The 23,856-nt window shown below is 73.5% G+C and carries 24 protein-coding genes; 10 read left to right on the forward strand and 14 right to left on the reverse strand.

Annotation, left to right across the window (positions count from 1 at the left end):
• Positions 1-14 precede the first annotated feature (14 nt).
• On the forward strand, positions 15-170 hold the full coding sequence (locus tag KG102_RS08755; RefSeq protein WP_208213474.1) for a hypothetical protein: 156 nt from the start codon (positions 15-17) through the stop codon (positions 168-170).
• Between the two features lie 26 nt (positions 171-196).
• Here KG102_RS08755 and KG102_RS08760 read toward each other — a convergent pair whose 3' ends face one another.
• On the reverse strand, positions 197-940 hold the full coding sequence (locus KG102_RS08760) for an MBL fold metallo-hydrolase (RefSeq protein ID WP_208289950.1): 744 nt from the start codon (positions 938-940) through the stop codon (positions 197-199).
• A gap of 193 nt (positions 941-1,133) precedes the next feature.
• Here KG102_RS08760 and KG102_RS08765 point away from each other — a divergent pair, with 193 nt between their 5' ends.
• Positions 1,134-1,982 (forward strand): glycosyltransferase family 2 protein, encoded by an 849-nt coding sequence (locus KG102_RS08765; RefSeq protein ID WP_208289949.1) that lies wholly within the window; start codon positions 1,134-1,136, stop codon positions 1,980-1,982.
• 36 nt (positions 1,983-2,018) lie between these two features.
• On the opposite strand, the gene KG102_RS08770 is transcribed toward KG102_RS08765, so the two are convergent.
• The 8 genes from KG102_RS08770 to KG102_RS08805 form a co-directional block, all read right to left on the reverse strand.
• Positions 2,019-4,775, reverse strand: a complete 2,757-nt coding sequence (locus KG102_RS08770; RefSeq protein ID WP_208289948.1) for a cation-translocating P-type ATPase — start codon at positions 4,773-4,775, stop codon at positions 2,019-2,021.
• A 211-nt stretch (positions 4,776-4,986) separates the two neighbouring features.
• On the reverse strand, positions 4,987-5,295 hold the full coding sequence (locus KG102_RS08775; RefSeq protein WP_208289947.1) for a DUF2249 domain-containing protein: 309 nt from the start codon (positions 5,293-5,295) through the stop codon (positions 4,987-4,989).
• A gap of 177 nt (positions 5,296-5,472) precedes the next feature.
• Entirely contained in the window at positions 5,473-6,450 is a 978-nt protein-coding gene (locus tag KG102_RS08780; RefSeq protein WP_208289944.1) for a manganese catalase family protein, read from the reverse strand.
• Between the two features lie 61 nt (positions 6,451-6,511).
• The gene (locus KG102_RS08785; RefSeq protein ID WP_208213468.1) at positions 6,512-7,570 is read right to left on the reverse strand and encodes a YihY/virulence factor BrkB family protein; all 1,059 of its coding nucleotides are present in this window, start codon (positions 7,568-7,570) and stop codon (positions 6,512-6,514) included.
• A 78-nt stretch (positions 7,571-7,648) separates the two neighbouring features.
• The gene (locus KG102_RS08790; RefSeq protein WP_208213467.1) at positions 7,649-8,275 is read right to left on the reverse strand and encodes a DUF3618 domain-containing protein; all 627 of its coding nucleotides are present in this window, start codon (positions 8,273-8,275) and stop codon (positions 7,649-7,651) included.
• Positions 8,272-8,682 carry a phage holin family protein gene (locus KG102_RS08795; RefSeq protein WP_208213466.1) on the reverse strand — a complete coding sequence of 137 codons (411 nt, stop codon included), beginning with the start codon at positions 8,680-8,682 and terminating at the stop codon, positions 8,272-8,274. Before KG102_RS08795 ends, KG102_RS08790 begins: the two co-directional genes overlap by 4 nt.
• Entirely contained in the window at positions 8,679-9,374 is a 696-nt protein-coding gene (locus KG102_RS08800) for a hypothetical protein (RefSeq protein WP_208213465.1), read from the reverse strand. The genes KG102_RS08795 and KG102_RS08800 overlap by 4 nt, the downstream gene beginning before the upstream one ends.
• Before the next feature lie 294 nt (positions 9,375-9,668).
• Complete coding sequence (locus KG102_RS08805; protein ID WP_208289941.1) at positions 9,669-10,865, reverse strand: zinc-dependent alcohol dehydrogenase; 1,197 nt, start codon at positions 10,863-10,865, stop codon at positions 9,669-9,671.
• Between the two features lie 141 nt (positions 10,866-11,006).
• Here KG102_RS08805 and KG102_RS08810 point away from each other — a divergent pair, with 141 nt between their 5' ends.
• The 6 genes from KG102_RS08810 to KG102_RS08835 all read left to right on the forward strand — a co-directional run bounded on the left by KG102_RS08810 (position 11,007) and on the right by KG102_RS08835 (position 16,457).
• Positions 11,007-11,447, forward strand: a complete 441-nt coding sequence (locus KG102_RS08810; RefSeq protein ID WP_208289940.1) for an SRPBCC family protein — start codon at positions 11,007-11,009, stop codon at positions 11,445-11,447.
• Between the two features lie 92 nt (positions 11,448-11,539).
• Positions 11,540-11,728 carry a hypothetical protein gene (locus KG102_RS08815; protein WP_208289938.1) on the forward strand — a complete coding sequence of 63 codons (189 nt, stop codon included), beginning with the start codon at positions 11,540-11,542 and terminating at the stop codon, positions 11,726-11,728.
• Between the two features lie 174 nt (positions 11,729-11,902).
• Positions 11,903-14,176 carry a beta-L-arabinofuranosidase domain-containing protein gene (locus tag KG102_RS08820; RefSeq protein WP_208289937.1) on the forward strand — a complete coding sequence of 758 codons (2,274 nt, stop codon included), beginning with the start codon at positions 11,903-11,905 and terminating at the stop codon, positions 14,174-14,176.
• Positions 14,177-14,220: 44 nt separating this feature from the next.
• Complete coding sequence (locus KG102_RS08825; protein ID WP_208289936.1) at positions 14,221-15,006, forward strand: deoxyribonuclease IV; 786 nt, start codon at positions 14,221-14,223, stop codon at positions 15,004-15,006.
• A gap of 222 nt (positions 15,007-15,228) precedes the next feature.
• Complete coding sequence (locus KG102_RS08830; protein ID WP_208213459.1) at positions 15,229-15,735, forward strand: sigma-70 family RNA polymerase sigma factor; 507 nt, start codon at positions 15,229-15,231, stop codon at positions 15,733-15,735.
• Positions 15,732-16,457 carry an anti-sigma factor family protein gene (locus KG102_RS08835; RefSeq protein ID WP_208213458.1) on the forward strand — a complete coding sequence of 242 codons (726 nt, stop codon included), beginning with the start codon at positions 15,732-15,734 and terminating at the stop codon, positions 16,455-16,457. The genes KG102_RS08830 and KG102_RS08835 overlap by 4 nt, the downstream gene beginning before the upstream one ends.
• Before the next feature lie 9 nt (positions 16,458-16,466).
• On the opposite strand, the gene KG102_RS08840 is transcribed toward KG102_RS08835, so the two are convergent.
• The 5 genes from KG102_RS08840 to KG102_RS08860 all read right to left on the reverse strand — a co-directional run bounded on the left by KG102_RS08840 (position 16,467) and on the right by KG102_RS08860 (position 22,716).
• On the reverse strand, positions 16,467-18,068 hold the full coding sequence (locus tag KG102_RS08840) for an ATP-binding SpoIIE family protein phosphatase (protein ID WP_208289934.1): 1,602 nt from the start codon (positions 18,066-18,068) through the stop codon (positions 16,467-16,469).
• A gap of 11 nt (positions 18,069-18,079) precedes the next feature.
• Positions 18,080-19,078 carry an ANTAR domain-containing protein gene (locus tag KG102_RS08845; RefSeq protein WP_208289932.1) on the reverse strand — a complete coding sequence of 333 codons (999 nt, stop codon included), beginning with the start codon at positions 19,076-19,078 and terminating at the stop codon, positions 18,080-18,082.
• A gap of 139 nt (positions 19,079-19,217) precedes the next feature.
• Entirely contained in the window at positions 19,218-19,562 is a 345-nt protein-coding gene (locus KG102_RS08850; protein ID WP_208213455.1) for a UBP-type zinc finger domain-containing protein, read from the reverse strand.
• A complete protein-coding gene (locus tag KG102_RS18965; protein ID WP_208213454.1) occupies positions 19,559-21,034 on the reverse strand; it encodes an ATP-binding protein in 1,476 nt (491 codons plus the stop codon). Before KG102_RS18965 ends, KG102_RS08850 begins: the two co-directional genes overlap by 4 nt.
• Positions 21,031-22,716: an FAD-dependent oxidoreductase gene (locus KG102_RS08860; protein ID WP_208289931.1), complete on the reverse strand. Its 1,686-nt coding sequence runs from the start codon at positions 22,714-22,716 to the stop codon at positions 21,031-21,033. The genes KG102_RS18965 and KG102_RS08860 overlap by 4 nt, the downstream gene beginning before the upstream one ends.
• Positions 22,717-22,778: 62 nt before the next feature.
• On the opposite strand from KG102_RS08860, the gene KG102_RS08865 reads away from it, so the two are divergent.
• Positions 22,779-23,255 (forward strand): RNA polymerase sigma factor, encoded by a 477-nt coding sequence (locus KG102_RS08865; RefSeq protein ID WP_208289930.1) that lies wholly within the window; start codon positions 22,779-22,781, stop codon positions 23,253-23,255.
• Positions 23,252-23,848, forward strand: coding sequence for a methylated-DNA--[protein]-cysteine S-methyltransferase (locus KG102_RS08870; protein WP_208213451.1), 597 nt, complete (start codon positions 23,252-23,254; stop codon positions 23,846-23,848). Before KG102_RS08865 ends, KG102_RS08870 begins: the two co-directional genes overlap by 4 nt.
• Positions 23,849-23,856 lie beyond the last annotated feature (8 nt).

Below are 23,856 nucleotides of genomic sequence, written 5' to 3' on the forward strand. Positions count from 1 at the left end.
CCCGGAGGTGCTCCATGAGTGACCCGATGCCCGACCCCGACCTGGTTCCCGACGCGCCGGACTCCACCGAGCTCGACGACCGCGAGCAGTCGCCCGACGCGATCCTGCTCGGGGAGGACGAGCGCGAGACCGACGACGCCGCGGTCGGCTCGATCGAGCCGCCGGACTGACTGCGGACGTCAGCTGGCACGACGCGTCAGTGGGCGCCGCGCGCCCGCGCCTCCTCGACCGCCCGCTGGACGCCCGCCGTCCACGGCTCGCCGTGACCGGGCAGGACCGTCGATGCGCCGGTGGCGGCCAGCGCGTCCAGTGAGGCGAGCGCCTGCTCGCTGTCCGCGGTCGCCGCGCCGGCCACGATCTGCGGGCCGGGGACCGCGGTGTACGGGTCGAGGGTGACCAGCGCGTCGCCGCTCAGCACGGTGTCGCGCCCGGGCAGGTGCAGGGCGCAGTGGCCGTACGTGTGGCCCGGCGTCGGCACCACGACCGGCGACCCCGGCAGGTCGAGCGCGCCCGTCGGCGGCAGTGCCCGCAGACCGCTCACCCCCGGGACGCGCAGGGCGCCGGCGCGCGCCATCGCGGCGAGGATCCGCACCGCGCGCGGGTGCCGGATCGGGTAGAGGGCGCGCGGGTTCTCGTGCGCGTAGCGGTACGGGTGCTCCGCCAGGGCGAAGTCGTCCGGGTGCGCCCAGACCGGCAGCCCGAGCTCCGCCTGGACGCGGGCCGCGACGCCGGTGTGGTCGAAGTGCGCGTGCGTCAGGACCAGGGCCGCAATGTCCTGCGGCCGGCGACCGTGCTCGCGCAACGCCCCCGCGAGCTGGGGCCACATCGCCGGGAGCCCGGCGTCCACGAGCAGGAGGCGGCCGTCCTCCTCGACGAGGTAGCAGCTGACGAAGGCGTGGCCGAGCCGGTAGACGCGGTCGGCGACCTCGGTGGTGATCATTCGGCGCTCCTGGGGGCGTGCCGTCGCCGCACGCCTCCGGACGGGTCGTCACGATCATGACCCGCCGTCGCGTGCCGTTCAACCGATGGCCCGCTGGACGCGCGCGAGCCGGTGGTGGTGCCTAGCCTGAGCAGGATCGGGACGGCGACGGCGCCCGTCGGCCGGTCGAGGAGCAGAGGCGGCACGAGCAGGGATGATCAGGACCGTCGAGGACGCGCGCGTCACCGTCGTGGTGATGAGCCGCAACCGTCGAGCGGCGCTGCTCGACTCGCTGGCCCGGCACCGCGCGCCCGTGATCCTGGTCGACAACGGGTCGGACGACGGCACGGTCCAGGCGGTCCGCGAGGTGTTCCCGGACGTCGAGGTCGTGGCGCTCGGAGGGAACATCGGGGCCGCGGCTCGCACCGAGGGCGCGCGTCGCGCTGCGACGCCGTTCGTCGCGTTCGCCGACGACGACTCGTGGTGGGCGCCGGGCTCGCTGCGCCGCGCGGCGGACGTGCTCGCCGCGTCGCCCCAGGTCGCGGTGGCGCACGCGCGGGTGCTGCTGGGCGAGGAGGAGCGGATCGACCCGTTCGACCGGGTCCTGGCCCGTTCGCCACTCAGCCCGGTGGGCGGACGGGCCTCGCTGCTGGGCTTCATGGCGTGCGGGTCGATGGTCCGCAGGGACGCCTTCCTCGACGTCGGCGGGTTCGACCCGATCGTGCGCTTTCCCGGCGAGGAGCAGCGGGTGGCCCTCGACCTGGTGGGCGCGGGGTGGTCGCTCGTGCACGTCCCGGAGGCGCTCGTGCACCACCACCCGTCGCCGATGCGCGACGCGCCGGAGGTCCGGGCGGCGGCCGTGACCCGCTCGCAGGTCCTCACCGCGGTCCTGCGCCTCCCGTGGTCCGACGTCCTGCGGGTGGGAGCACGGGCGTGCCGCCGGCCCGAAGGTCGCAGCGGCCTGCGCGCCGCCCTCCGTGACCTGCCCGCGGCCGCACGCGAGCGGCGCGTCGCCCCGGCGCGCGCCCTGCGGGCGTGGGAGACGGTGCGCAGGGCCGGGTGAGCGCGGTCGGTCCGTCGGGGCGGCCCCCTGGAAAGGTCACGTCACCGCCCGCCGTCCGGTCGCGGCCCGTGCCCCGACGCGCCGCACCGCGGCCTTGGCGGCCTCCATGACGAGGAACACCACCACGGCGATCCCCGCCGTGAGCGCCCAGCTGCGCAGGCCGATCGGGGTGGAGCCGAACCACGAGTTCATGAACGGCGCATAGGTGAAGACGAGCTGCAGGACGAGCAGGGCGCCGGCCGAGACCCACAGGCCGCGGTTGCCGGTCAGCACGCGGGTGGTGAACGCCGACCCGTTCAGCAGGCGGCAGTTCAGCAGGTAGGCGAGCTGGCCGAGGGCGAGCATCATGACCGCGGACGTCTGCGCGACTGCGTAGTCGCCCGTGCGGTCGCGCTCGAGCAGGAAGACGGCGAGCGTGGCGGCCCCGAGGACCCCCGAGGCGATCAGGACCACTGCCATCGCGCTCGACGACAGGACCTGCTCGCCCGGGGAGCGCGGCTTGCGCTGCATGATGCCCGGCTCCGCGGGCTCGCCCGCCAGCGTCGCCGAGAGGGTCAGTGCGGTGGCGAGGTTGATCCAGAGGATCTGCACGGGTGACAGCGGCAGGGTCAGGCCGGCCAGCACGGCGACGAGGATCACCAGGGACTGCGCGCCGTTGGTCGGGAGCAGGAACACGACGGCCTTGCGGATGTTGTCGTAGATCCGCCGGCCCTCCTCGACAGCTCGTTCGATCGTCGCGAAGTTGTCGTCCGCGAGGACGATGTCCGCGGCCTCCTTGGTCGCCTCGGTGCCCTTGATGCCCATCGCGACGCCGACGTCCGCCCGGGTGATCGACGGCGCGTCGTTGACGCCGTCGCCCGTCATCGCCACGACCTCGCCGTGGGACTGCAGGGCACGCACGATCCGCAGCTTGTGCTCCGGCGAGGTGCGCGCGTAGACGTCGACGTCGCGCACCACCTCGCGCAGCTCGTCGTCCGACATCGCCTGCAGGTCCGCCCCCGTCAGGGCCGGGACCCTGCCCTCCTCGGGGGCGATGCCGAGCTCCCGGGCGATCGCCGTGGCCGTGCCCCGGTGGTCGCCGGTGATCATCTTCACGCGGATGCCCGCGGCGTGCGCCTCCGCGATCGCCGCGGTGGCCTCGGGGCGCGGCGGGTCCACGATGCCGACGACGCCGAGGAACGTGAGGCCGCCGTCGAGATCGTCGAGCGTGAGGGTCTCGACGCCGTCGGCGGGGCGCGCCGCCGCGGCGAGCACGCGCAGGCCCCGGGCCGACAGGGCGTCGATCCGCTCGTCCCAGGCGTGCCTGTCCAACGGAGCGACCCCACCCGGTGCCGGCTCCGTGCTGCAGCGGTCGAGCAGCCGGTCCGGAGCACCCACGGCGTGCACGACGCGCGCAGCACCGAGCTGCACCGCGCCGGGCGGGAGCTGGTCGAGGGTCGCAGCGAATTTGTGGGCGGAGTCGAAGGACACGGCAGCGACCCGGGCGACCCCGGCGAGGTCGGCCCCCGCCTTCCTCCGCAGCACGTCGAGCGCACCCTCGGTCGGTGCTCCGACCACGCGCCAGCCGTCGTCGGTGGGCTCCACGTGGGCGTCGTTGCACAGTCCGGCGGCGAGCACGAGGGCGGCGAGGTCGGGGTGCGTGGCCAGGTCGGCGGTGGCGCCGTCGACCGTCACGACGCGGCCCGTCGGGTCGTAGCCCGTGCCCTCCACCGTGTAGGTCCCCGTGGCGGTGACCACGGCGCGCGCGGTCATCTCGTTCTGGGTGAGCGTGCCGGTCTTGTCCGAGCAGATGGTCGTCGTGGACCCGAGCGTCTCGACGGCCGCCATCTTGCGCGTGATGGCGTTGCGGCGCGCCATCTGCTGCACGCCGAGCGCGAGGGTGATGGTCACCAGGGCGGGCAGCCCCTCGGGGACGGCGGCGACCGCGAACCCGATGGCCGCGGAGATCAGCTCCTCGGCGTCGAGGTCGTGCACGAACCGGCCGACCAGCAGCATGACGACGGCCAGCACGCCGATGAGGATCGACAGCTGGGTGCCCAGGTGCGCGAGCTGGCGCGCCAACGGGGTGTCCACCGTCTCCTGCTCGGTGACCAGGGTGGAGATGCGCCCGATCTCGGTGTTGCCCCCGGTCGCCACGACCACGCCCTCGCCGGTCCCGGCGGTCACGATCGTCCCGGAGAACAGCATCGAGGTCCGGTCGCCGACGCCCGCGTCCGGGGCGTTGACCTCGTCGAGCTTGTCCACGGCCAGCGACTCGCCCGTCAGCGCCGACTCGTCGACCTCCAGCTGGGTGGAGGTGAGCAGGCGGGCGTCGGCCGGCACCCGGTCGCCGCTGCGCACCCGGACGAGGTCACCGACCACCAGCGTCGCGGAGTCGACCACGCCCCACTCACCGTCGCGCCGCACCTGCGCGTTCAGCGACTGCATCCTGCGCAGCCCCGCCAGCGCCGACGCCGCCCGGCCCTCCTGGACGAACCCGATGAGACCCGTCGCGACGATCACTGTGACGATCACCGTGAAGTCGACCCAGTCACCGGTGAACCCCTTGAGCGCCGCCGCCGCGATCAGGATGTAGATGAGCACGTCGGCGTACTGGCTCAGCAGTCGCCTGAGCACGGACGGCTGGGGCGGCTCGGGCAGCTCGTTGCGGCCGTCGCGAGCGAGCCGCCGCGCCGCGTCCTGCGAGGTCAGCCCGTCCGGCGACCCGGCGACCGCCCGCAGCACCTCGTCAGCGGGGAGCGACCAGGGCGTGCTCAGGGGGGTGCCGCGGCCGTCCGGTGCGGTGATCGTCATCCGTCGGGCTCCTCTGCGGGGTCATACGGCGCGGGGCCGGGGACAGCCCTCCCAGGGCTCTCTCGCAGCCTCGCGTCCGCCACGTCCCTCAGCCGCCGATGCGGGGCTCATACGAGCGTGCGACGCATCGCGTCGTGCCGCCAGCCGACGCCCGCGCCGACACGTGCCGTGGGGCCGCCGAGGACACTGCCGGCGGTCGAGCGGACCGCGGTCAGGCGGTGACGGGCTTCGCCAGACGGACACGCCACGCGTCAGGCCCGTCGACGAGCACCTCGACGTCGATCGGGCCGCGGTCCTGGAGCTGCGCGATGAGCGGGCGCGGCAGGTGCGGGGCGACGAGGACCATGGAGCTTCCGGGAGCGACCGCATCGAACGCGCCGAACACCGCTCCGTGCCGGATCGCGTGCGGGATGGTGCGGACGTCGAGGACCGGCTCGGCCTCGTCCTTGCCGCCGCAGCCGCACGTGTGCGCGGCCGGCTGGGGCGTGGTGGTGAGGATGTCGATGGGCTCGGCGGGCATGAGCGTCTCCTTCAGAGATGCAGAGATGGTCGGGGCGCGTGTGCCCAGGCGACCAGTCGAACGCCTGGTCGGGGCCGCGCCCTGGGCCTTCGGTCCCAGAGCGCGGCGCCCGACCGCCCGCGCGCGACGGGCGCCGGCGGCCGATGTGGACCGCCGGCGCCCGTCGTCAGGTGCCGCTCAGGCGGTGGTCGTCGCTCCGCCCGGGGCGATCGGACCGAACAGCGCCGGCATCGGCTCGGCCATCTCCAGGTCTGCGGTCGCCTGGATCAGAGCGAGCAGGTCGGTGTCGAGGCCGGGGGAGAACTCCTCGAACCGCTCCTCGGCGATCGTGATGGGGACGCCGCCGGGCGCCTGCTCACGAGCGTCGAGCTGGGTGCCGTCGTTGGAGGGCGACATCCCCTGGAAGATCCGTCCCGCCTCCGACGAGGCGGTCAGGTCGAACGTGTACTGCTTGCTCTGCAGGCCCAGGTCGAGCAGCTTCTTGACCTCGGGGAACTTCTCCGCGTTCGTCTTGGGGATCGGCAGCACGGACGCCCAGTTCACGCCCAGGGTCTCCAGGGCCTTCGCATACGCGTTCTCGTGCGCCTGGTCGCGCACGATGAGGTAGGCGATGGTCGAGCGGGCCGTCTTGTTGGAGGTCATCTCGTAGATCCGGCACTTCTGCAGCCGGCCCGTGGACTCGAGCATCAGGTTGTAGAGCAGATCCAGCACCAGGTTCCCGGAGTTGTAGACGTAGGTCCCGCTCCACGGGTTGCCCGCGGCGTCGACCGGCCGGGCGCCCTGGGCAGCCACCAGGTAGTGGTGGATGTTGCTCTGGTGCAGCGCGTTCTCCAGGGGCGTGGCCCCTCCTGCGCCCGGCGCGTCCAACGGGTCGGTCTTCTTGCCGTTGTACCGCGGCGAGCCGTCCAGCAGGCGGGCGATCGTGGTGCCGATGAGCTCGACGTGGCTGATCTCCTCGGTGCCGATGCCCTGGAGCAGGTCCCGGTACGGCTTACCGCTCGGGCCTCGGAAGTTGATGCTCTGGAAGAGGTACTGCATCATCGTCCGCATCTCGCCGAACTGGCCGCCGAGACCCTCCTGGAGGGCGTTCGCTGCGGCCGGGTCCGGCTCGTCGGCCTCGATCTCGTTGATGAGTCGCTGAACGTGCAGGTACATGGGAACTCCTCTGTCGTCGCGCCGGGTGGACCCGGCGCCCGTTCGTCGAACCGTCCTGGCCTCACCCGCGCTGTCGACGCAGGGCACGACCCCGCTGCACGTCCTCCTCCTGTTTGGCCTGCTTCTTCTCGCTCGCACGCGTGTCGCGCGGCGGAAGCTGGATGGTCCGCTCGGCCTCGATGCCGGCCTGCAGCTGACGTCCGCGCTCGATCTCGGCATCGAGCTCCGCCCCGAACAGCAGCGCCAGGTTGGTGATCCACAGCCAGAGCAGGAAGACGATCACGCCGGCCAGCGAGCCGTAGGTCTCGTTGTAGCTCGAGAAGTTGGTGACGTAGAACCCGAACGCCGCGGAGGCGAGCACCCACACGACGAGTGCGACGATGGCGCCGAGGCTGATCCAGCGGAACTTCGGCTGCTGCACGTTGGGCGTCGCGTAGTAGAGGACCGCGATCGCCGTGACGACCAGGGCGACGATGACTGGCCACTTCGCGATGTTCCAGACCGTGACCGCGGCATCGCTCAGTCCGACGGCCGCGCCGATCGAGCGGGCGACCCCACCGGACAGCACGACGGCGGCGACGACCACCACGGCGATCAGGACCAGCACCACGGTCACGACCAGGAGCACGGGGCGCAGCTTCCAGATGGGCCGGCCCTCGTCGATCTCGTACACGCGGTTCATCCCGCGGCTGAACGCCGCGACGTAGCCCGAGGCCGACCACAGCGCCAGGGCGAGGCCGAGGACGAACGCGAGCCCGGCGGCCGGCGCCGAGGTCAGGTTGTCGAGGATCGGTCTCAGCGTGTCGTCCACCGAGGAGACGCCGGCGTCGCTCGCGATCTTCAGGACGTCGGTGATCATCTTCTCGGGGTCCCCCACGAAGCCGAGGACCGACACGATGGCCAGGAGGGCGGGGGCGATGGCCAGCACGGCGTAGTAGGTCAGCGCTGCGGCCAGGTCGGTGCACTGGTCCTTGGTGAACTCCCGCACGGTCTTGCGCAGGACGTACAGCCACGACCGTTTGGTCATGTCGCCGGGGGAGTCCGGCTTGCGCGGGTCGTCCGGGTCCGGTGCTGCCGTCTTCTGCGTGCTCTCAACGCCGCTCGCGTCGTGCGTGGTCATCGCGACTCGACTTCCTTTCCCGGTGTGAGGTCCGTGCCACGCGGCGGGGCACCACGATGTGCCCCGCCGCGCAGGCTTCTAGTACCCGGACCGGTTGCCCTCGTCCGCGTGCGCGCCCTTGACCGAGTCGGCGGCGTCCGTCGCCCCGGAGCGGAGGTCGTCGGCTGCCGATCGTCCCTCCTCCTGGAGCGTGGACCCGGCCTCCGTCGCGCGGTCCTTGACGGCGGCCACGGCCTCCTGCGCGGGTTCGCGCAGGTTGTCGGCCATACCCTGCGCGGCGTCCTTGGCCTGCTGCACGAGGGGGGCGGCCTGCTCCTTCGTGGCCTGAGCGAGATCCTGCTCCCGGCGGGTGCTCGGCAGCAGGGACGAGATCAGCCACCCGGCGCCGAAGGCGACGAGGCCCGCCGCCAACGGGTTCCCGCGCGCACGGTTCCTCGTGGCGTCGGGAAGACCTGCGGCGGACTGGCCGAGCGAGGACACCGACCCGCCCAGTGACGACGCGGTCGAGCCGACGGAGCCGGCGCCGTCGGAGACGCCGCCCATCACCTTGTCCTTGACGCCCGTGACCGCCGAGCGGACCTTGTCGGCCTGGCGCTGTGCGGCCTGCGTCGGGCTGACCTTGTCGGTCAGGGCGTCGACGTCCGAGCTCAGCTCGCTACGGGTGCGCTCGATGTCCTCGCGGATCTGGTCGGGATCGGTGCTCATGCGTTCTTCTCCTCGTGACCTTGCAGTGCGTTCGGGATCTTCTTGACGGTGTCGGCTGTCTGCGGCATGCCGCCGACGCGCTTGCTCTCGGCCTTGCCACGCGCGGCCAGGACGGCCGCGACGACGGCCCACAGTGCGGCGACGATGACGGCGGACCAGCCCAGCGAGTCCATCGCGTCACCGAGCGCCCACCACAGGGCGAGCGACAGGAACAGCAGGACGAAATGGCCGGCGACGGCGGCCCCGGCGAACATGGACCCGCCCTTCGCGGCGGCCTTCGCCGACTGGCGAGCCTCGGCCTTGGCCAGCTCGACCTCCTGGTGCAGGAGGTTGGACAGGTCACGCGTGACCTCGCCGAGCAGCTCCCCGACGGACTGGCGCGGGGGTGCGCCGAGCGGCTCGGTCATCGCTGGTCCCAACCGGTCGTGCTGGGCACGGGCGAGCCGACCTCGTCGGGGAGCTGCGGGCGCTCCTGGGCCACGTCGGCGTAGACGGGCAGGACCTCGGTCGGTTCCGCCACCGGCTGTGCGGTGGGGACGGACGTGGTCGCGGGCGAGGCGCTCGTCGACGAGGTCGGCGTCGCGTCCTTGAGCCCGCGCGTGAGGCGACCGATGACGACGCCCGCGCCCGCGGCCACGAGCAGGAAGGTGCCGGGACGGCGCCGCGCGAAGGTGCGCACCTCCTCGAGCACCTCGTCGGGTCCGTGGTTCTCGAGCCACTGGCCGAGCGCGTCCACGCGGTCGCCGACCTCGCGCACGATGTCCGTCGCGAAGTTCTGCTCCTCGGGTGCGGAGGCCATCTGCGTGAGCTGGCCCCCCACGGCGGTGAGACCGCCTGCGAGCCGGGTCTGCTGGCTGCTCGCCTGGTCGGTGACCTCCGTGCGTGCCTGGGTCCACAGGTCGCTCAGCTGGCGGCGCGCCTCCTGCGTGACGGCCGCGGCCTCGCTCTTGGCCTCGCCGACCAGGTGCCCACCGGCCCCCGCGGCGTTCTCCTTCAGCGTCTTGGCCTGCTCCTTGGCGGTGTCCGCCGTGCTGGCTCCGCCGTCCGTGCCGGATCCGCCGTCGCCGTGCGGATAGCTGCTCGTGTAGTCGTCAGTCATGGCGTGTGTCTCTTCTCGGGTCGTCGAAGGGCCGCCCGGCCACTGCCGGGCGTGCTCCGAGGGGCATTTGTTGGGCGCGGACCTTCTGCCGCGCGACCGCCTTGCATGGAGAGGGCGGGAAACGCTCGTGCGCTTCCGTGACCCGGCTCTCAGGGTGTGCGGGCCACAGCGCCACACACCCGTCCCATGCCCGGGTACGGGTCTGTCCCGGGTGACGGTCCGCCGGGCGACTCTCGTCGTTCGACACCTTGGACGTTAGGCCAGCCGCGATGCGGTCGCCACCCGAGCCGCGCCTCAGCCCGCCTGCGGGTCCAGCACCACCTTGATGCAGCCGTCGTGCTTCTTCTGGAACATCTCGTACGCCGCGGGCGCCTCCCGCAGCGGGAGCCGGTGGGTGCGCAGGTCCAGCACGCCCAGCGGGTCGGCGTCGTCGGTCACGAGCGGCAGGAGGTCGTCGATCCACCGGCGCACGTTGGCCTGCCCCATGCGCAGCGTGAGGCCCTTGTCGAACATCGTCATCATCGGCAGCGGGTCGACCGCGCCGCCGTACACCCCGGAGATCGAGACCGTGCCGCCGCGTCGGGCGATGGCGATCGCGGACTGGAGGGCCGCGAGCCGGTCGATGCCGGCCTTCTCGATCACAGGAGTCGCGAGCGCGTCCGGCAGGAACGTGGCGGCCCGCTGCACGACCGACGCGGCCGGCGAGCCGTGCGCCTCCATGCCCACGGCGTCGATCGCCGCGTCGACGCCCCGGCCGTCCGTGAGGTCCAGCACGGCCGCTACGAGGTCCTTGGTCTCACGCAGGTCGATGACGTCGATGCCGTGGCGGCGCGCCATCGCGAGTCGCTCCGGGACCCGGTCGATGCCGATCACCCGGGACGCGCCGCGGTGGGCGGCGATCCGGGCGCTCATCTGGCCGATCGGCCCCAGGCCGAGCACGCCGACGGTCCCGCCGGCCGGTACCTGCGCGTACTCGACGGCCTGCCACGCCGTCGGCAGGACGTCGGACAGGTAGAGGTACCGCTCGTCGGGCGACCCGTCGTCCGGCACCACCACGGGCCCGAACTGGGCCTGCGGCACGCGCAGGTACTGCGCCTGACCGCCGGGGACCTGTCCGTACAGCTTGGTGTACCCGAACAGCGCGGCGCCCTTGCCCTGCTCGCGCACCTGCGTGGTCTCGCACTGCGAGTACAGCCCCCGTGTGCACATCCAGCACGTGCCGCACGCGATCCCGAACGGGACCACCACGCGGTCGCCCACCCGCAGCGAGCCGGCGGCGGAGCCGACCTCCTCCACGACGCCCATCGCCTCGTGCCCGAGGATGTCACCGGCGTCCAGGAAGGCGCCGAGCACGGCGTAGAGGTGCAGGTCCGAGCCGCAGATGGCCGTGGACGTCACCCGGATGATCGCGTCCGTCGGCTCCTGGATCGACGGGTCCGGAACCTCGTCGACGCTGACCTTCTCGCGTCCCTGCCAGGTCAGAGCATGCATGTGCGCCTCCGTGTCGAGCGTCGTGCGGTCGAGCAGGGTGCGCCGCTGGCTCCGCGCACGGCGACGCTAACCGCGGCCCCGACGGACCGCACTCCGAACCGGCCGGGTTGCTCGTCGCGCACGGCTCGCTAGGTTCGGTGCATGGCCACCGTCACCCGCGTCATGCACTGCCCGCCCGAGCGGGTCCTGAGCGTTCTCGCCGACGGCTGGACGTACGCGACGTGGGTCGTGGGCACCTCGCGGATCCGGGCGGTCGAACCGGGGTGGCCAGCCGTCGGCTCGCGCATCGACCACTCCGTCGGCGTGTGGCCCGCGCTGCTCGACGACGACACGACGGTGCTCTCGTGGGATCCGCAGCAAGGCATCGAGGTCCAGGCCCGGGGCTGGCCGGTGGGCGAGGCGCGGATCAGGATCGACGTCCGCTCCCGACCCGACGGCGGGAGCGACGTGCGGATGATCGAGGACGCCGTCCGCGGTCCGGGCACGCTGGTCCCTCGGCCGGTGCGTACCGCCCTGCTGGTGCCGCGGAACACCGAGACGCTGCACCGGCTCGCGCTGCTCGCCGAGGGTGGCGCCCGCTGACCGTCGCCTCGGGGTGCGCCGTGCACGACCCTGACCGACGATGGGCACCGGCGTCCGACAGCGTGCGTCGACCCCCGACCACCGGAGGCACCATGTGGGCCCTCGTCTTCCGACGGCTGCGACTCATCGTCGTGGCGGCCGTCCTGCTCCCCGTCGTCTCGTCGATCGCCCGCCGGCTGGCGGAGCGGGTCGAACGCCGCAAGGCGGGGCCGACGCTGGGCTCGCGAGGCCTGCGGGCGGTCGAGTCGGCCGCCACCAAGGGCCGGAAGCTGCTGCGCTGACGTGAGCGTCCGGCGGTCCTGGTCGACGCGATGCTGAAGCGCGGGGGAGGGCAGCCCGCACCCGGGACGCACCGGGACCACGTCGTCGGGTCGTGACCTCGGGGGATGGGATCATCGTGCCTCCGCCCGGCAGCGAGCCGGGGCTCGACCATCCGACGAGGGGTCACGGCCGCCATGACGTCTGCCGACTTCCTGCCGCTGTCCGCCGTCGAGCTGGGGCCGGGGCTGTTCCGGACCGCGCAGGAGCGCGTCCGCGAGACCCTTCTCGGACTGTCCGTGGACCGGTTGCTCGCACCGTTCCGGCGGGAGGTCGGGCTGCCGCCGGTCGCCGCGTCGTACGACGGCTGGGAGTCCTCGGGGCTCGACGGGCACACCGCCGGTCACGTCCTGTCCGCGCTCTCCTCCCTGACGCAGTCCGGATACCCCGAGGTGCGGGGTCGGGCTGAGCAGCTGGTCGCGGGGCTGCGCGAGTGCCAGGTCGCCGGCGGCACCGGCTACGTCGGGGGGATCCCTGGGGGCGGGGCGCTGTGGGACGAGCTCCGCACCGGCGACATCCGGGAGACGTCGTTCCACCTCAACGACCGGTGGGTCCCGCTGTACAACCTGCACAAGACGGTCGCAGGGCTGGTCGATGCCGTGACGGCGCAGGTCTCGGGCGCCGACGCTGTGCTCACCGACGTCGTGCGGTGGTGGGAGCGCCTGCTGGCGGACCTCGACGACGCCGCCCTGGCCCGGGTGCTCGTCACCGAGTCGGGGGGACTGGTCGAGACGTTCGCCCGGGTCGCCGAGCTCACGGGGGAGCCGCGGCACCTCGCGACGGCGCGACGCCTCCTGCCCGCGATCGCGGAGCCGCTCGTCGCGGGCCGGGACGAGCTCGACGGGCAGCACGCCAACACGCAGGCGCCGGTCGCGGTGGGGCTCGCCACCGTCGACCGGGTTGCGCGCTCGCTCGAGGATGCCGCTGGTGATGAGGCCTGCCGCGTCGGGGCGCAGACCTTCTGGACCTCCGTGGCCCGGCGCCGGTCCGTCGCGATCGGGGCGGCCAGCGTGCGCGAGAACTTCCACTCCGCCGAGGACTTCTCCCCGATGTTCACCGGTCGGGAGGGTCCGGAGAGCTGCCTCACCTACAACATGGTCAAGCTCTCGGCCGAGCTGTTCCGGACCACGGGCGACGACGACTACCTCGACGTCGCCGAGCGCGCGCTGGTCAACCACCTGCTCTCGACGCAGCACCCCGACGGCGGCTTCGTCTACTTCACCTCGATGCGTCCCGGGCACTACCGCAGCTACTCGGCGCCGGAGCAGGGGTTCTGGTGCTGCGTCGGCACCGGGCTGGAGACGCCGACCAGGCACGGCGCCTGGGCGTTCTCGACGTCCGGGGACGAGCTCGGCGTCAACCTGCTGCTCGACGCGACCGCGCGCTGGCGGGACCGGGGCGTCACCGTCCGGGTCAGCTCGGGCTACCCGCTCACGGAGCGCGTCACCCTCGAGGTCACGGCGGCGCAGCCGACCCGCTTCACGCTCGCGGTACGCATCCCCAGCTGGGTGGGCACCGCCGCGACCGCGACCATCGACGCCGAGCGGACGGCCGTGGCCGCGGGGTCGCGCCTGCGGGTGGACCGCGAGTGGGCCGGCACGACGACGGTGGACCTGGTGCTGCCGGCGGCCGCCCGCCTCGAGCAGAGCCCCGACGGGGGGCCCTGGGCGCAGGCGCTCTGGGGCCCGCTCGTCCTCGCCGAGCGCGTGCCCGACGACACGGTGAGCTACGTCGCGGCCCCCACCCGGATGGGGCACGTCGCCGGTGGTCCGCTGCGACCGCTGGCCGAGGCACCGGTTCTCGGCCCCGGGTCGGGCAGGTCGATCAGCCGGACGCCGGACGGGTTCACGATGCGCGACATCGACGGTCTGCCGATCGTGCTCGAGCCGTTCGCGACGCTCCACGACGCGCGCTACGTCGCCGCGTGGCCGTTCGCGCCCGACGGTGACGCCGTCGGGCGCCGGGCCGCACTGCAGGCCGTCGACCAGTCCTCCCTGAGCCTCGCGGCTCGCACGCTGGACGAGGTGGCGTTCGGTGAGCAGCAGCCCGAGGTCGACCACGGGGTCGTGGGCAGCGGCACGGTCGTCGGGCGGGAGGGTGACGAGCGGTGGCGGTCCGCGACGGGCGACATCCGCCTGACCGTGCTCGACTGGCGCAGCACGGCGACATCGCTGCGCCTGGAGTGGCTGAGCGACACCGAGCCGACCGCGCTGCGCGTCGTCGCCGCGGGCCAGGTCGTCCTCGACGAGCTGCTCGAGCCGGACCCGCTCGGTCGCAGGGTCGTCCAGGAGGTCGGCCTACCGCTCGGTCGGGAGCTCAACGTCGAGATCCCCGTCGTGATCCACGCCGGCGAGGGTCGCTCCACACCGCGGCTGCTGGGCCTGCGCCTGCTGGCCGCGGCCGGGGACTGAGCGGCGAAGCACGCCGGCGTGCACGGCCGGGTCTAGCCTGGCGCATGCCCGAGCAGAGGGAGGACGACGTGGTGCTGATCGGCGCGCATGTGCGTGGAGACGACCCGGTGGCGGCAGCCGCCGAGCTGGACGCCCAGTGCGTCCAGCTGTTCCTGGCACACCCGCAGGGCTGGAAGAAGCCGGTCCCGCGCGACGACGCGGACGCGCTGGTGGCCTCCGGGCTCGGGGTCTACGCGCACGCGCCGTACCTGGTGAACGTGGCGTCGACCAACAACCGGATCCGCATCCCCAGCCGGAACATGGTCGCCCAGCACGCGGCCGCGGCCGCGGGCCTGGGTGCGCGCGGGCTCGTCGTGCACGGCGGGCACGTGGGCGACGGCGACGACATCGCCGTCGGGATCGAGAACTGGCGAAAGACGTTCGAGCGCGCGACGTTCCCCGTGCGGGTCCTCGTCGAGAACACGGCGGGCGGGGAGAACGCGTGCGCGCGCACCCTCGACCGCCTCGCCATGCTGTGGGACGCGATCGGGGAGTACGAGGTCGGCCTGTGCCTCGACACGTGCCACGCCTGGGCGGCGGGTGAGGACCTGGAGACGATCGTCGAGCGTGTGCGCGGGATCACCGGGCGGATCGACCTGGTGCACGCCAACAGCTCGCGGGACCCCGCCGGCTCGGGCCGCGACCGGCACGCAGGCTTCGCCTCGGGCACGATCCCGCCCGAGCTGATCGCGCACGTCGTGCGCGAGGCCGGCTGCGACGCGCTCGTCGAGACGCCCGCGGAGAGCCAGGCGCAGGACATCGCGTTCCTGCGCGCTGCCCTGGCCGGCTGAGCAGGCGGCGTCAGCTCGACAGGATGCGGCTCTTCTGGGCCTCGAACTCGGCCGTGCTCAGGACCCCCGCGTCACGCGGAACGTACCACCGCGAATCGGACGGCCACAGGGGCGCCGCCTCGCTCGGCGGGGGACGTCGCGTCGGATCGTCCCGGGGTTTGAACCTCAGGGCGGCGTGCGCCGTTGACGGGGTAGGACCGACGGGCAGACCAGGGAGGCGGCGTGGCGGATGAGGCCGACGCACTCCTGCGAGCGCTCCACCAGGCGTACGCGCGCCCCCTGCAGCACTACGTCGTCCGCCTGACCGGTGACCACGCGCTCGCCCAGGACGTGGTGCAGGAGGCGATGGTCCGGGCATGGACGCACCCTGAGGTCCTGACCCGCGACGAGGGCGCGACCCGCGCCTGGCTCTACACGGTCGTGCGCAACCTCGTGATCGATGACCGTCGAAGCGCGCGGCACGTGCGGGAGCGCAGCACGGAGCACGCACCGGACACCGCCCAGCCGGACGCGTCCCAGGCCGTCCTCGACAGCTGGCTGGTGGCCGATGCGCTGGAACAGCTCACCCCCGAGCACCGGGCCGTCGTGGTCGGGGCGTACTACGGGGGACGGTCCGTCGCCGAGCTCGCCCGCGAGCACCAGGTGCCCGAGGGCACCGTCAAGTCGCGGATGCACTACGCACTGCGAGCGCTGCGGCTCGCGCTCCAGGAGAGAGGAGTGACCTCATGACCGGCCGGGACGAGGACGAGCCCACCGTGTCGAGCGACGACGCGTTCCGTGACTGGGACGCGGCCTACGTCCTCGGGTCGCTCGGTCCAGCGGACCGCCGCGCCTTCGAGGAGCACCTGCGCACCTGCGCACCGTGCCGGGCGGCCGTCGGTGAGCTCGCCGGGCTGCCGGGGCTGCTCCGGCTGGTTCCGGCCGAGGAGGCTGCGACCCTCGGCGGCCCCGCCGCGGACGTGGTCGAGCTGGCGTCGGTCGCTCGCGCGGCCCAGCGGGTCCGCCGGCGCGGGCGGGTCAGGCTGGTCGGAGCGGCGGCGGCGTTGCTGCTGCTCGGCGGGGTGGCGGGCGTCCAGCTCGGCCGCCCCGCGGGGACGACGGCGCCGGTGGCGTCCCCGTCGGCCACCGCCGCGGTGCGGGCCCTCGAGCTCGAGCCCGTCGGCGCCGTGGCCGTCAGCGCCGACCTGACCCTGCAGGAGAAGGGCTGGGGCACCCGGATCGACTGGGAGTGCAGCTACCCGGAGAAGGCCTGGGCCGACGGCACGGGGCCGGTCTACGAGCTCGTGCTCGTCGAGGAGGACGGCACGACCACGGTCGTGGCGACCTGGTTGGCGCGCAACGTGGGGGCGCGCGGACTGGGCGCGTCGTCGAGCATCACGACGGACATGATCCGCCGGGTCGAGATCCGGGTGGAGGGCGCGGACGCGCCGCTCGCGGCGGCGCACACCTGACTGGCCCGGTCAGCGTCCGGCGAGAGGGACCACCTGCGGCCTGCCGTCGTCGGCTTCGGCATCCGCTTGCGCGAGGGACACCGGCCGCCGCGCAGGGCATCTGAGGGTGACCGCGGTGCCGGTGGACCCGGTCACGACACGGACCTGGAGGCCCGCCGACAACATCATGGGGAACCCCCGCCCGCGGTCGCCCGGGTCGGAGGGCGGCTCGTGCCATCGGCCATGGTCCCGGACGACCACCTCGACGGTCGCGTCATCGTGGACCGCGGCGTGGATCTCGACCGTGCCGACGGCCGCGTCCGCCGCGGTGCCGTACGCGTGCTCGACGGCGTTGGCCGCGGCCTCGCTGACGCCCAGCACGAGGCCTGCGCGGTCGCGGTCGCCGAGGCCGACGCCACGGGCCCAGGCCTCGATCTCGCCCCGCACCGGTGCCAGCTGCCGAGCCTCGGCGGGCACCACCAGGTCGAGCGGTGCGGGAGGCGTGCGGCGGTGGGCGACGAGCACCGTGACGTCGTCGGCCCGGCCCTCCGCGGTGAGCACCCCGGAGACGTCCCGGCAGAGGTCCGCGGCGACGGAGGAGTCCGCCGTCCAGACGCCCCCGGTCGCGACGTGCAGCGGCGCGAAGGCGTCCTGCCCGGGGCCGCCCTCGCGACCGTCGGCGTACAGGACGATCGCCTCACCGTCGCGCAGCGCGGCGCGCAGCACCCGCTGCTCGGAGCGCGAGGCCGGCCGCCGGCCGCTGGCCGCCGGCAGGCTCCGCGTGCCGTCCGGTCCGACGACGAGGGGCGTCGGGTGGCCAAACGTCGCGTACTCCAGCTCGCCCGAGCGCGGGTCCAGGAACGCGATGCAGGCGGTGGTGCGGTGGAGGCCGACACGCTCGGCGTACGCCTCCGCCGCCTCCAGAGCCTCGAGGACGCCGGCACCCTCGGAGAGTCGCGCCGCCAGCACGGTACGCAGCTCGCTCGTCGCGGCCGACGCCTCGACACCGCCCGGGAGGTGGCCGGCGGCCAGCGCCACCCGCCCGTCGGAGAGCGACGCGGTGTCGAACCAGCCGGCGCCGCCGTCCTGCTCGGGTCGGGCCAGCAGGTAGGACGCGGCGACGTCCAGCCGAGGAAGAAGCGGGACGGTCGCGGGCAGGAGCGCGCCCTGCAGGCGTCCGGTGACCTCCCGGGCACGGGCGAGGAGCTCGTCGGCCTCGGCGGCGCGCGCGCGCTCGCGACCGGCAGCTCGGACGTGCTCGGTCACGTCCACGCCGGCAGCGACGGCGCCCACCACGTTCCCGGACGCGTCCAGCCACGGCGAGACGCGCAGGTCGATCCACCGGCCACCGGACCGGCCCGACCAGTCGGTCACGACCGGCACGAGGTTCTCGTGGAACGGCACCCCCGTCCTGGCCACCTCGGACAGGGCGGTCACGACGACCTGCACGCCCGGAGCCCGCAGCTCCGGGAGGCGCAGCCCCACCAGGTCGCTGCGGTCCAGGCACTCCCGGGCACCGCGGTTGGCCGCGACGACCTGCAGGTCGGTGGAGCGGACGACGATCTGGATCCCGGGAGAGCCGTCGAACGCGTGCAGCACGGCAGACTCGTCGGCGTACCCGCCGGTGGCCATCCGCGTGCGCCTCAGCCGGTGGGAGCGCTCAGGCGCGTCCGCGACGGCGCGGGCGCGGTCACGATGTCCAGGTCGTGCGCCCCGACCAGACCGAGGCCGATCCCTGCGGAGAGCACGATCCGCATCTTGACCCCGGCCGCCGTGCTGCGCCGGTTGGCGGCGCTCAGGGCGGAGACCCCGACGGAGCCCAGGTGCGTCACCAGCCGCAGGTCGACGACCATCTCGCCGACCTCGCGTGCCGTGATCATCAGCTGCGTCACGGCGGCCGTGAACTCGTGCGCGGTGGCCAGGTCCACCGGACCGTCGATGCGCACGACCGGGACGCCGTCGGAGGTGTCGAACGTGGCCAGCAGCGTGGGGGAGTTCCGCGCGGCGGGCGGTTCGGGTGTCGGCTCGGTGAAGCTCTCGACGTAGAAGTCGTCCAGTCGCTGGCGCGTCTCCGACCCGAGCCCGCCACCGCTCTCGACCGCGGCGACGAGCCGTTCCGAGAGCGTCAGCAGCCGGACGTTGCGCTGCTGGGAGCCCCACCGCAGCAGCTCGAAGGCCGCCTCGCCGTCGATCCCGTACCCGAGCATCAGCGCGCCCTTGGCCTGGTCGATCACGGCGTGCGACTGCAGGGCCTGGGTCAGTTCCTGGTTCACCCGGCGCGCGACCGCGTCACGCTGGGACGCGGTGACGTCCACCAGGAACCCGGACACCGTGCGCGGTGCGTCCCCGTCCGGGTCACCGGCCCCCGTCAGTGTGACGGAGCGCTCGCCGCCGGTCAGGTCCAGCAGGCGGTAGTGGCAGCCGAACGGCTCGCCGTCGACGGCGCACTGGCTCAGGGCGTCCATGACCCGGCCCCGGTCGTCGGGGTGGACGTGGCGTGACATCAGCGCCAGCGTCGGCACGACCTCGCCGGGGGCCATGCCGTGGATCCGAAACATGCCGTCCGACCAGGTCCATCTGCCGGTGGGTGCGGTGTACCGGAAGCGACCGACCTGGGCGGGGCTGGGGGTGGGGGTGGGCACGACGTCCTCCGCGTAGGCCCCGGTGAGCGGGGAAGGAGCTCTGGGCCGGGCTCGTTGCTGAATCCGGGTCGTCGGGCTGCACGCCCGGCGTGTTTGCGTTGCGCAGCGTATGTCAGGATCCCGGGCGGGTTGTAGCCGCTCAGTGCAGGCGACGCCGCCAGTCCGCCGGCACCCGCTCGGCCGGACCTGGCACGGGCTGTTCCAGCGGTCGGTGCTCGGGCGGCGCGAGGGGTGGGCCGTCGGTGTAGTCGTCGGCGGCGTAGTCCCAGAACCAGTCCTCGCCGGGCTCGAACGTGCGCACCACGGGGTGCCCGGTCGCGCGGTAGTGCGCCGTCGCGTGCTGGTTGGGTGACGTGTCGCAGCAGCCGACGTGCCCGCAGGTGGCACAGCGGCGCAGGTGCAACCACCAGCTCCCGGTCGCGTCGCACTCGACGCAGCCGCTCCCGCTGGGCGGCACGGTGGGGTCGATCGCGGTGTCGGTCACGGGGTGGGTCCTTCCGTCGGGGAGTACGGCAGCCGGACGAGGAAACGGGTGTCGCCGGGCACGGAGGTGACGCTCAGGTCCCCGTGGTGCAGTCCGGTGACGATCCGCCAGGAGATGTCGAGCCCGAGGCCCGTGCCCGACCCGACGGGCTTGGTGGTGAAGAACGGCTCGAAGATCCGGCCCACGACGCCGTCCGGGATGCCCGGGCCGGTGTCCGCGACCTCGACCTCGAGCCAGTCGTCGCGGCGCCGCGTCGTCAGGGTGAGCGTGCCGTGGCCGTCCATGGCCTGCGCCGCGTTGTCGATGAGGTTGGTCCAGACCTGGTTCAGCTCGGCGGCCAGCACGTGGATCGGTGGCAGCGTCCGGTCGTAGTCCTTGACCACGGTGACCCCGTCACCGATCTTCCGCTCGAGCATGGTCGTGGTGCTGTCGAGCAGCTCGTGGATGTCGACGTCCTGGTCGGGCGCCCGACCGATCTGCGAGTACTGCTTGGCGGCGCCGACGAGGGACGAGATCCGGCTCGTCGCGTCCTGCACCTCGTTCATCAGCGACTCGGTCTCCAGCGTGTACGCCAACCACCGCACGGCGCCCTCGAGGATGTCGGGACCGACCCAGGTGGCGACCCCGTCGAGCCACTGCGGGCCCAGGCCTGCGGCCACGAAGCTCGGGGCGAGCTCCCAGCCCTCGGCGATGTCGTGCTCGTCCATCCAGTCCGCGAGCGCGTCCTCGAGGTCGGACACCTCCAGCGCGCTCGGCACGACCCCGGACGCCCGTTGCTGCGCGAGGGCCACGACCGCCTTCTCCTGCAGGTGGATGATCTGCGCCAGCTGGTCGCGGTCGTACGGACCCGAGGCGATGAGGGCCAGCTTGTGCCGCATCCCGGCGACGCGCTCACGCAGCGTCGCCGTCGCCCGGGTCGCGGCGGCGGCCGGGTTGTTGAGCTCGTGCGTCAGGCCGGCCGACAGGGACCCCAGCGCCAGCAGCCGCTCGCGCTGGCCCGTCGCCGCCTGGGTGCTCTGCTGACCGAAGAAGAGGCCCTCCAGCAGGTGCACCGCCATCGGGAACCAGTCGCTCATGAGCGACGCGAAGTCCTCGGCGGCCAGCACGTAGAAGCGCGACGGCTCCAGGACGCGCAACGTCTGGGTGTAGGTCTGCGGGACCCGGTCGTCGAGGTAGGCCCCCCAGGCGCCGGCGTACACGCCGACCTGGCCGGTGCGGGTGATCTCGACGTCGTCCGTGCCGACCCGGCGGTACAGCGCGAGCGAGCCGTCGAGCAGCACGTAGAAGCTGGCGGCCGGCTCTCCTTCGCGGTACAGGATGCCCGGCTCGACGTGCTCGACGTGCCCGTGCCCGCACAACCACGTGAGCTGCTCGTCGCTGAGGCGCTCGAAGAGGAACAGGGTCCGCAGCTCGTCGATGTCGCACGGCAGGCGGGTCGCCGTGGTGGCCGCGATCGGTTCGGTGGTGGTCACAGCTGCTCCAGGTAACGATGGACGAGCATCACGGCCATGGCGCCCTCGCCCACGGCGGACGCCACACGCTTGGCGGACTCGGCGCGCACGTCGCCGGCCACGAACACCCCGGGGACGCTCGTCTCCAGGTGGTACGGAGGACGGTCGAGCGGCCACGAGTCGGGTGCCTTGCCCTCGACCAGCAGGTCGTGCCCGGCGCACACGAACCCGTGCTCGTCACGGGTCACGGTGCCGTCCAGCCACGTGGTCAGGGGTGCGGCCCCGATGAACACGAACAACCAGCCGGTGTCCACGGATTCCTGCTCGCCCGTGACGGTGTCGCGCAGCACGACCTGTTCGAGGTGCTCGGCGCCGACGGCCTCGACCACCTCGCTGTGCGTGCGCACGCGGATCCGGTCGTTGCCCTCCACCTGCTCGACGAGGTAGCGGGACATCGACTGGTCCAGCGAGCCGGCGCGCACCACGAGGGTCACGGAGCGTGCGTGCCGGGACAGGTACATCGCCGCCTGGCCCGCCGAGTTGGCGCCGCCGACCACGTAGATGTCCTGGTCCTCGCAGGCCGTCGCCTCGGTCAGGGCCGAGCCGTAGTACACGCCGCGCCCGGTCAGCTCGCCGATCCCCGGGCCAGCGAGCTCCCGGTACGCGACGCCGCTGGCGACGATCACGGTGTGGGCGTCGACCGTGCTGCCGTCGTCGAAGCGGACCGAGCGCCCCGCACCGCGGACCTCGAGCGCGACCGCGTCGCGGGTCAGCACGATCTCCGCCCCGAACTTCAGGGCCTGCCGCCGCGCGCGCTCGGTGAGCTGCGCGCCCGACACCCCGTCGGGGAAGCCCAGGTAGTTCTCGATGCGCGAGCTCTGCCCCGCCTGGCCCCCGGTCGCCGTCCGCTCCACGAGCGCGGTCCGCAGTCCCTCGGAGGCGCCGTACAGCGCGGCGCTGAGCCCGGCGGGGCCGGCGCCGATGACGACGAGGTCGTAGAAGCGCTCCGACGCGTTCACGGACAGACCCACCTGCTGCGCCAGCTGGGCGTCGGTCGGCGCGACGAGCACGCCGCCCTGCGTCGTCACGACCACGGGCAGGCTCGTGGCGTCGGCCTCCGCCGCGTCCAGCAGGACGCGACCCTCGGGGCTGTCGCTGGAGTACCAGCGGTACGGCACCTGGTTGCGCGCCAGGAACTCCCGGACCTCCGACGACCGGGCCGACCAACGGTGGCCGACCACCTTGGTCTCGACGACCGTCCTCGGGGGGTTCGCCGTCCACGCCTCCAGCTGCGCGTCGAGCACCGGGTAGAACTTCTCCTCCGGCGGGTCCCACGGCTTGAGCAGGTAGTGGTCCAGGTCGACGACGTTGACCGCGTCGATGGCCGCGTCGGTGTCGGCGTACGCGGTGAGCAGCACGCGCCGCGCCTGGGGGTAGATGTCCATCGCCTGCTCGAGGAACTCGATGCCCGTCATTCCGGGCATCCGGTGGTCGGCCAGCAGCACCGCGACCTGGTCGCCGCGCAGCCGCAGGTCACGCAGCGCGTCCAGCGCCAGCGGGCCCGAGTCGGCGCGCACCACGCGGTACGCGCTCCCGTAGCGCCGCCGCAGGTCACGGGCCACGGACCGGGACACGGCGGGGTCGTCGTCCACGGTCAGCAGCACGGGCTTGCGGGTCGCGGAGTCCTCCTCGCGGTAGGTCACCGGCCCACTGTAGGAGGCGGACCTCACACACGGGGGGCTTCGTGCGTCTGCAGACTGTGAGCATGAAGGAGCCCTTCGAGCGGGTGGTCGCCCGGCACGGCGCCACGGTCCTGCGCGTGTGCCGCGCGGTGGTCGGGCCGGTCGATGCCGACGACGCCTGGTCGGAGACGTTCCTGGCGGCCCTGCGCGCGTACCCGGACCTGCCGTCCGACGCCAACGTCGAGGCCTGGCTGGTGACGATCGCGCACCGCAAGGCGGTCGACGTCGTGCGGCGGGCCTCCCGGCACGCGGTGCCGGTCGCGCAGGTCCCGGACCGGGTGGTCCAGCCGGCGGACCGGCACCTCGACCTGTGGTCCGCGGTCGCGGCGCTGCCCCCCAGGCAGCGCGAGGCCGTCGCCTACCACCACCTCGGCGGGCTCCCGTACGCCGATGTCGCCGCACTCGTCGGCGGCACGGCGGCAGCGGTGCGCCGCGCAGCATCGGACGGCGTCGCGACCCTGCGCCGCACCTACCCCACGATCGACCAGGAGGAGCTATGACCCGCGTGACCGACGTGGACGAGGCGGACCTCGCCCGGCTCCACGCGCGCCTCGTGGCGGCCGCCGCGGCCGATGGTCTTCTGGACGTCGCCTACCGCACCGTCGACAGCCCGGTCGGCCGGCTGCTGCTCGCGCGCACCGCGGCGGGACTGGTGCGCGTGGCGTTCGACGTGCAGGACCACGACGCCGTCCTGCACGCGCTCGCAGCGACCGTCAGTCCTCGCGTGCTCGAGGCGCCCGACCGGTTCGACGACGTGGCGCGCGAGCTGGACGAGTACTTCACCGGCCGCCGGACCACGTTCGACGTGCCGCTGGACCTGCGGCTGCTGCGGGGGTTCCGGCGCGACGTGGTCCTGCACCTGCCCGACATCGCGTACGGGCGCACCGTCAGCTACGCGGACATGGCGGACCTGGCCGGGAGCCCTCGAGCGGTGCGGGCCGTCGGCACGGCGTGCGCGCTCAACCCGTTGCCGGTCGTGCTGCCGTGCCACCGGGTGGTGCGCTCGGACGGGATGCCCGGGCAGTACGCGGGCGGGGCGGCGGCCAAGCGCGCACTCCTGGACCTGGAGACGCGCGTCGGGGCGGCGGCGTAGCGTCGGCG

It is taken from the genome of Cellulomonas fengjieae, from assembly GCF_018388465.1.
Taxonomy (GTDB): domain Bacteria; phylum Actinomycetota; class Actinomycetes; order Actinomycetales; family Cellulomonadaceae; genus Cellulomonas; species Cellulomonas fengjieae.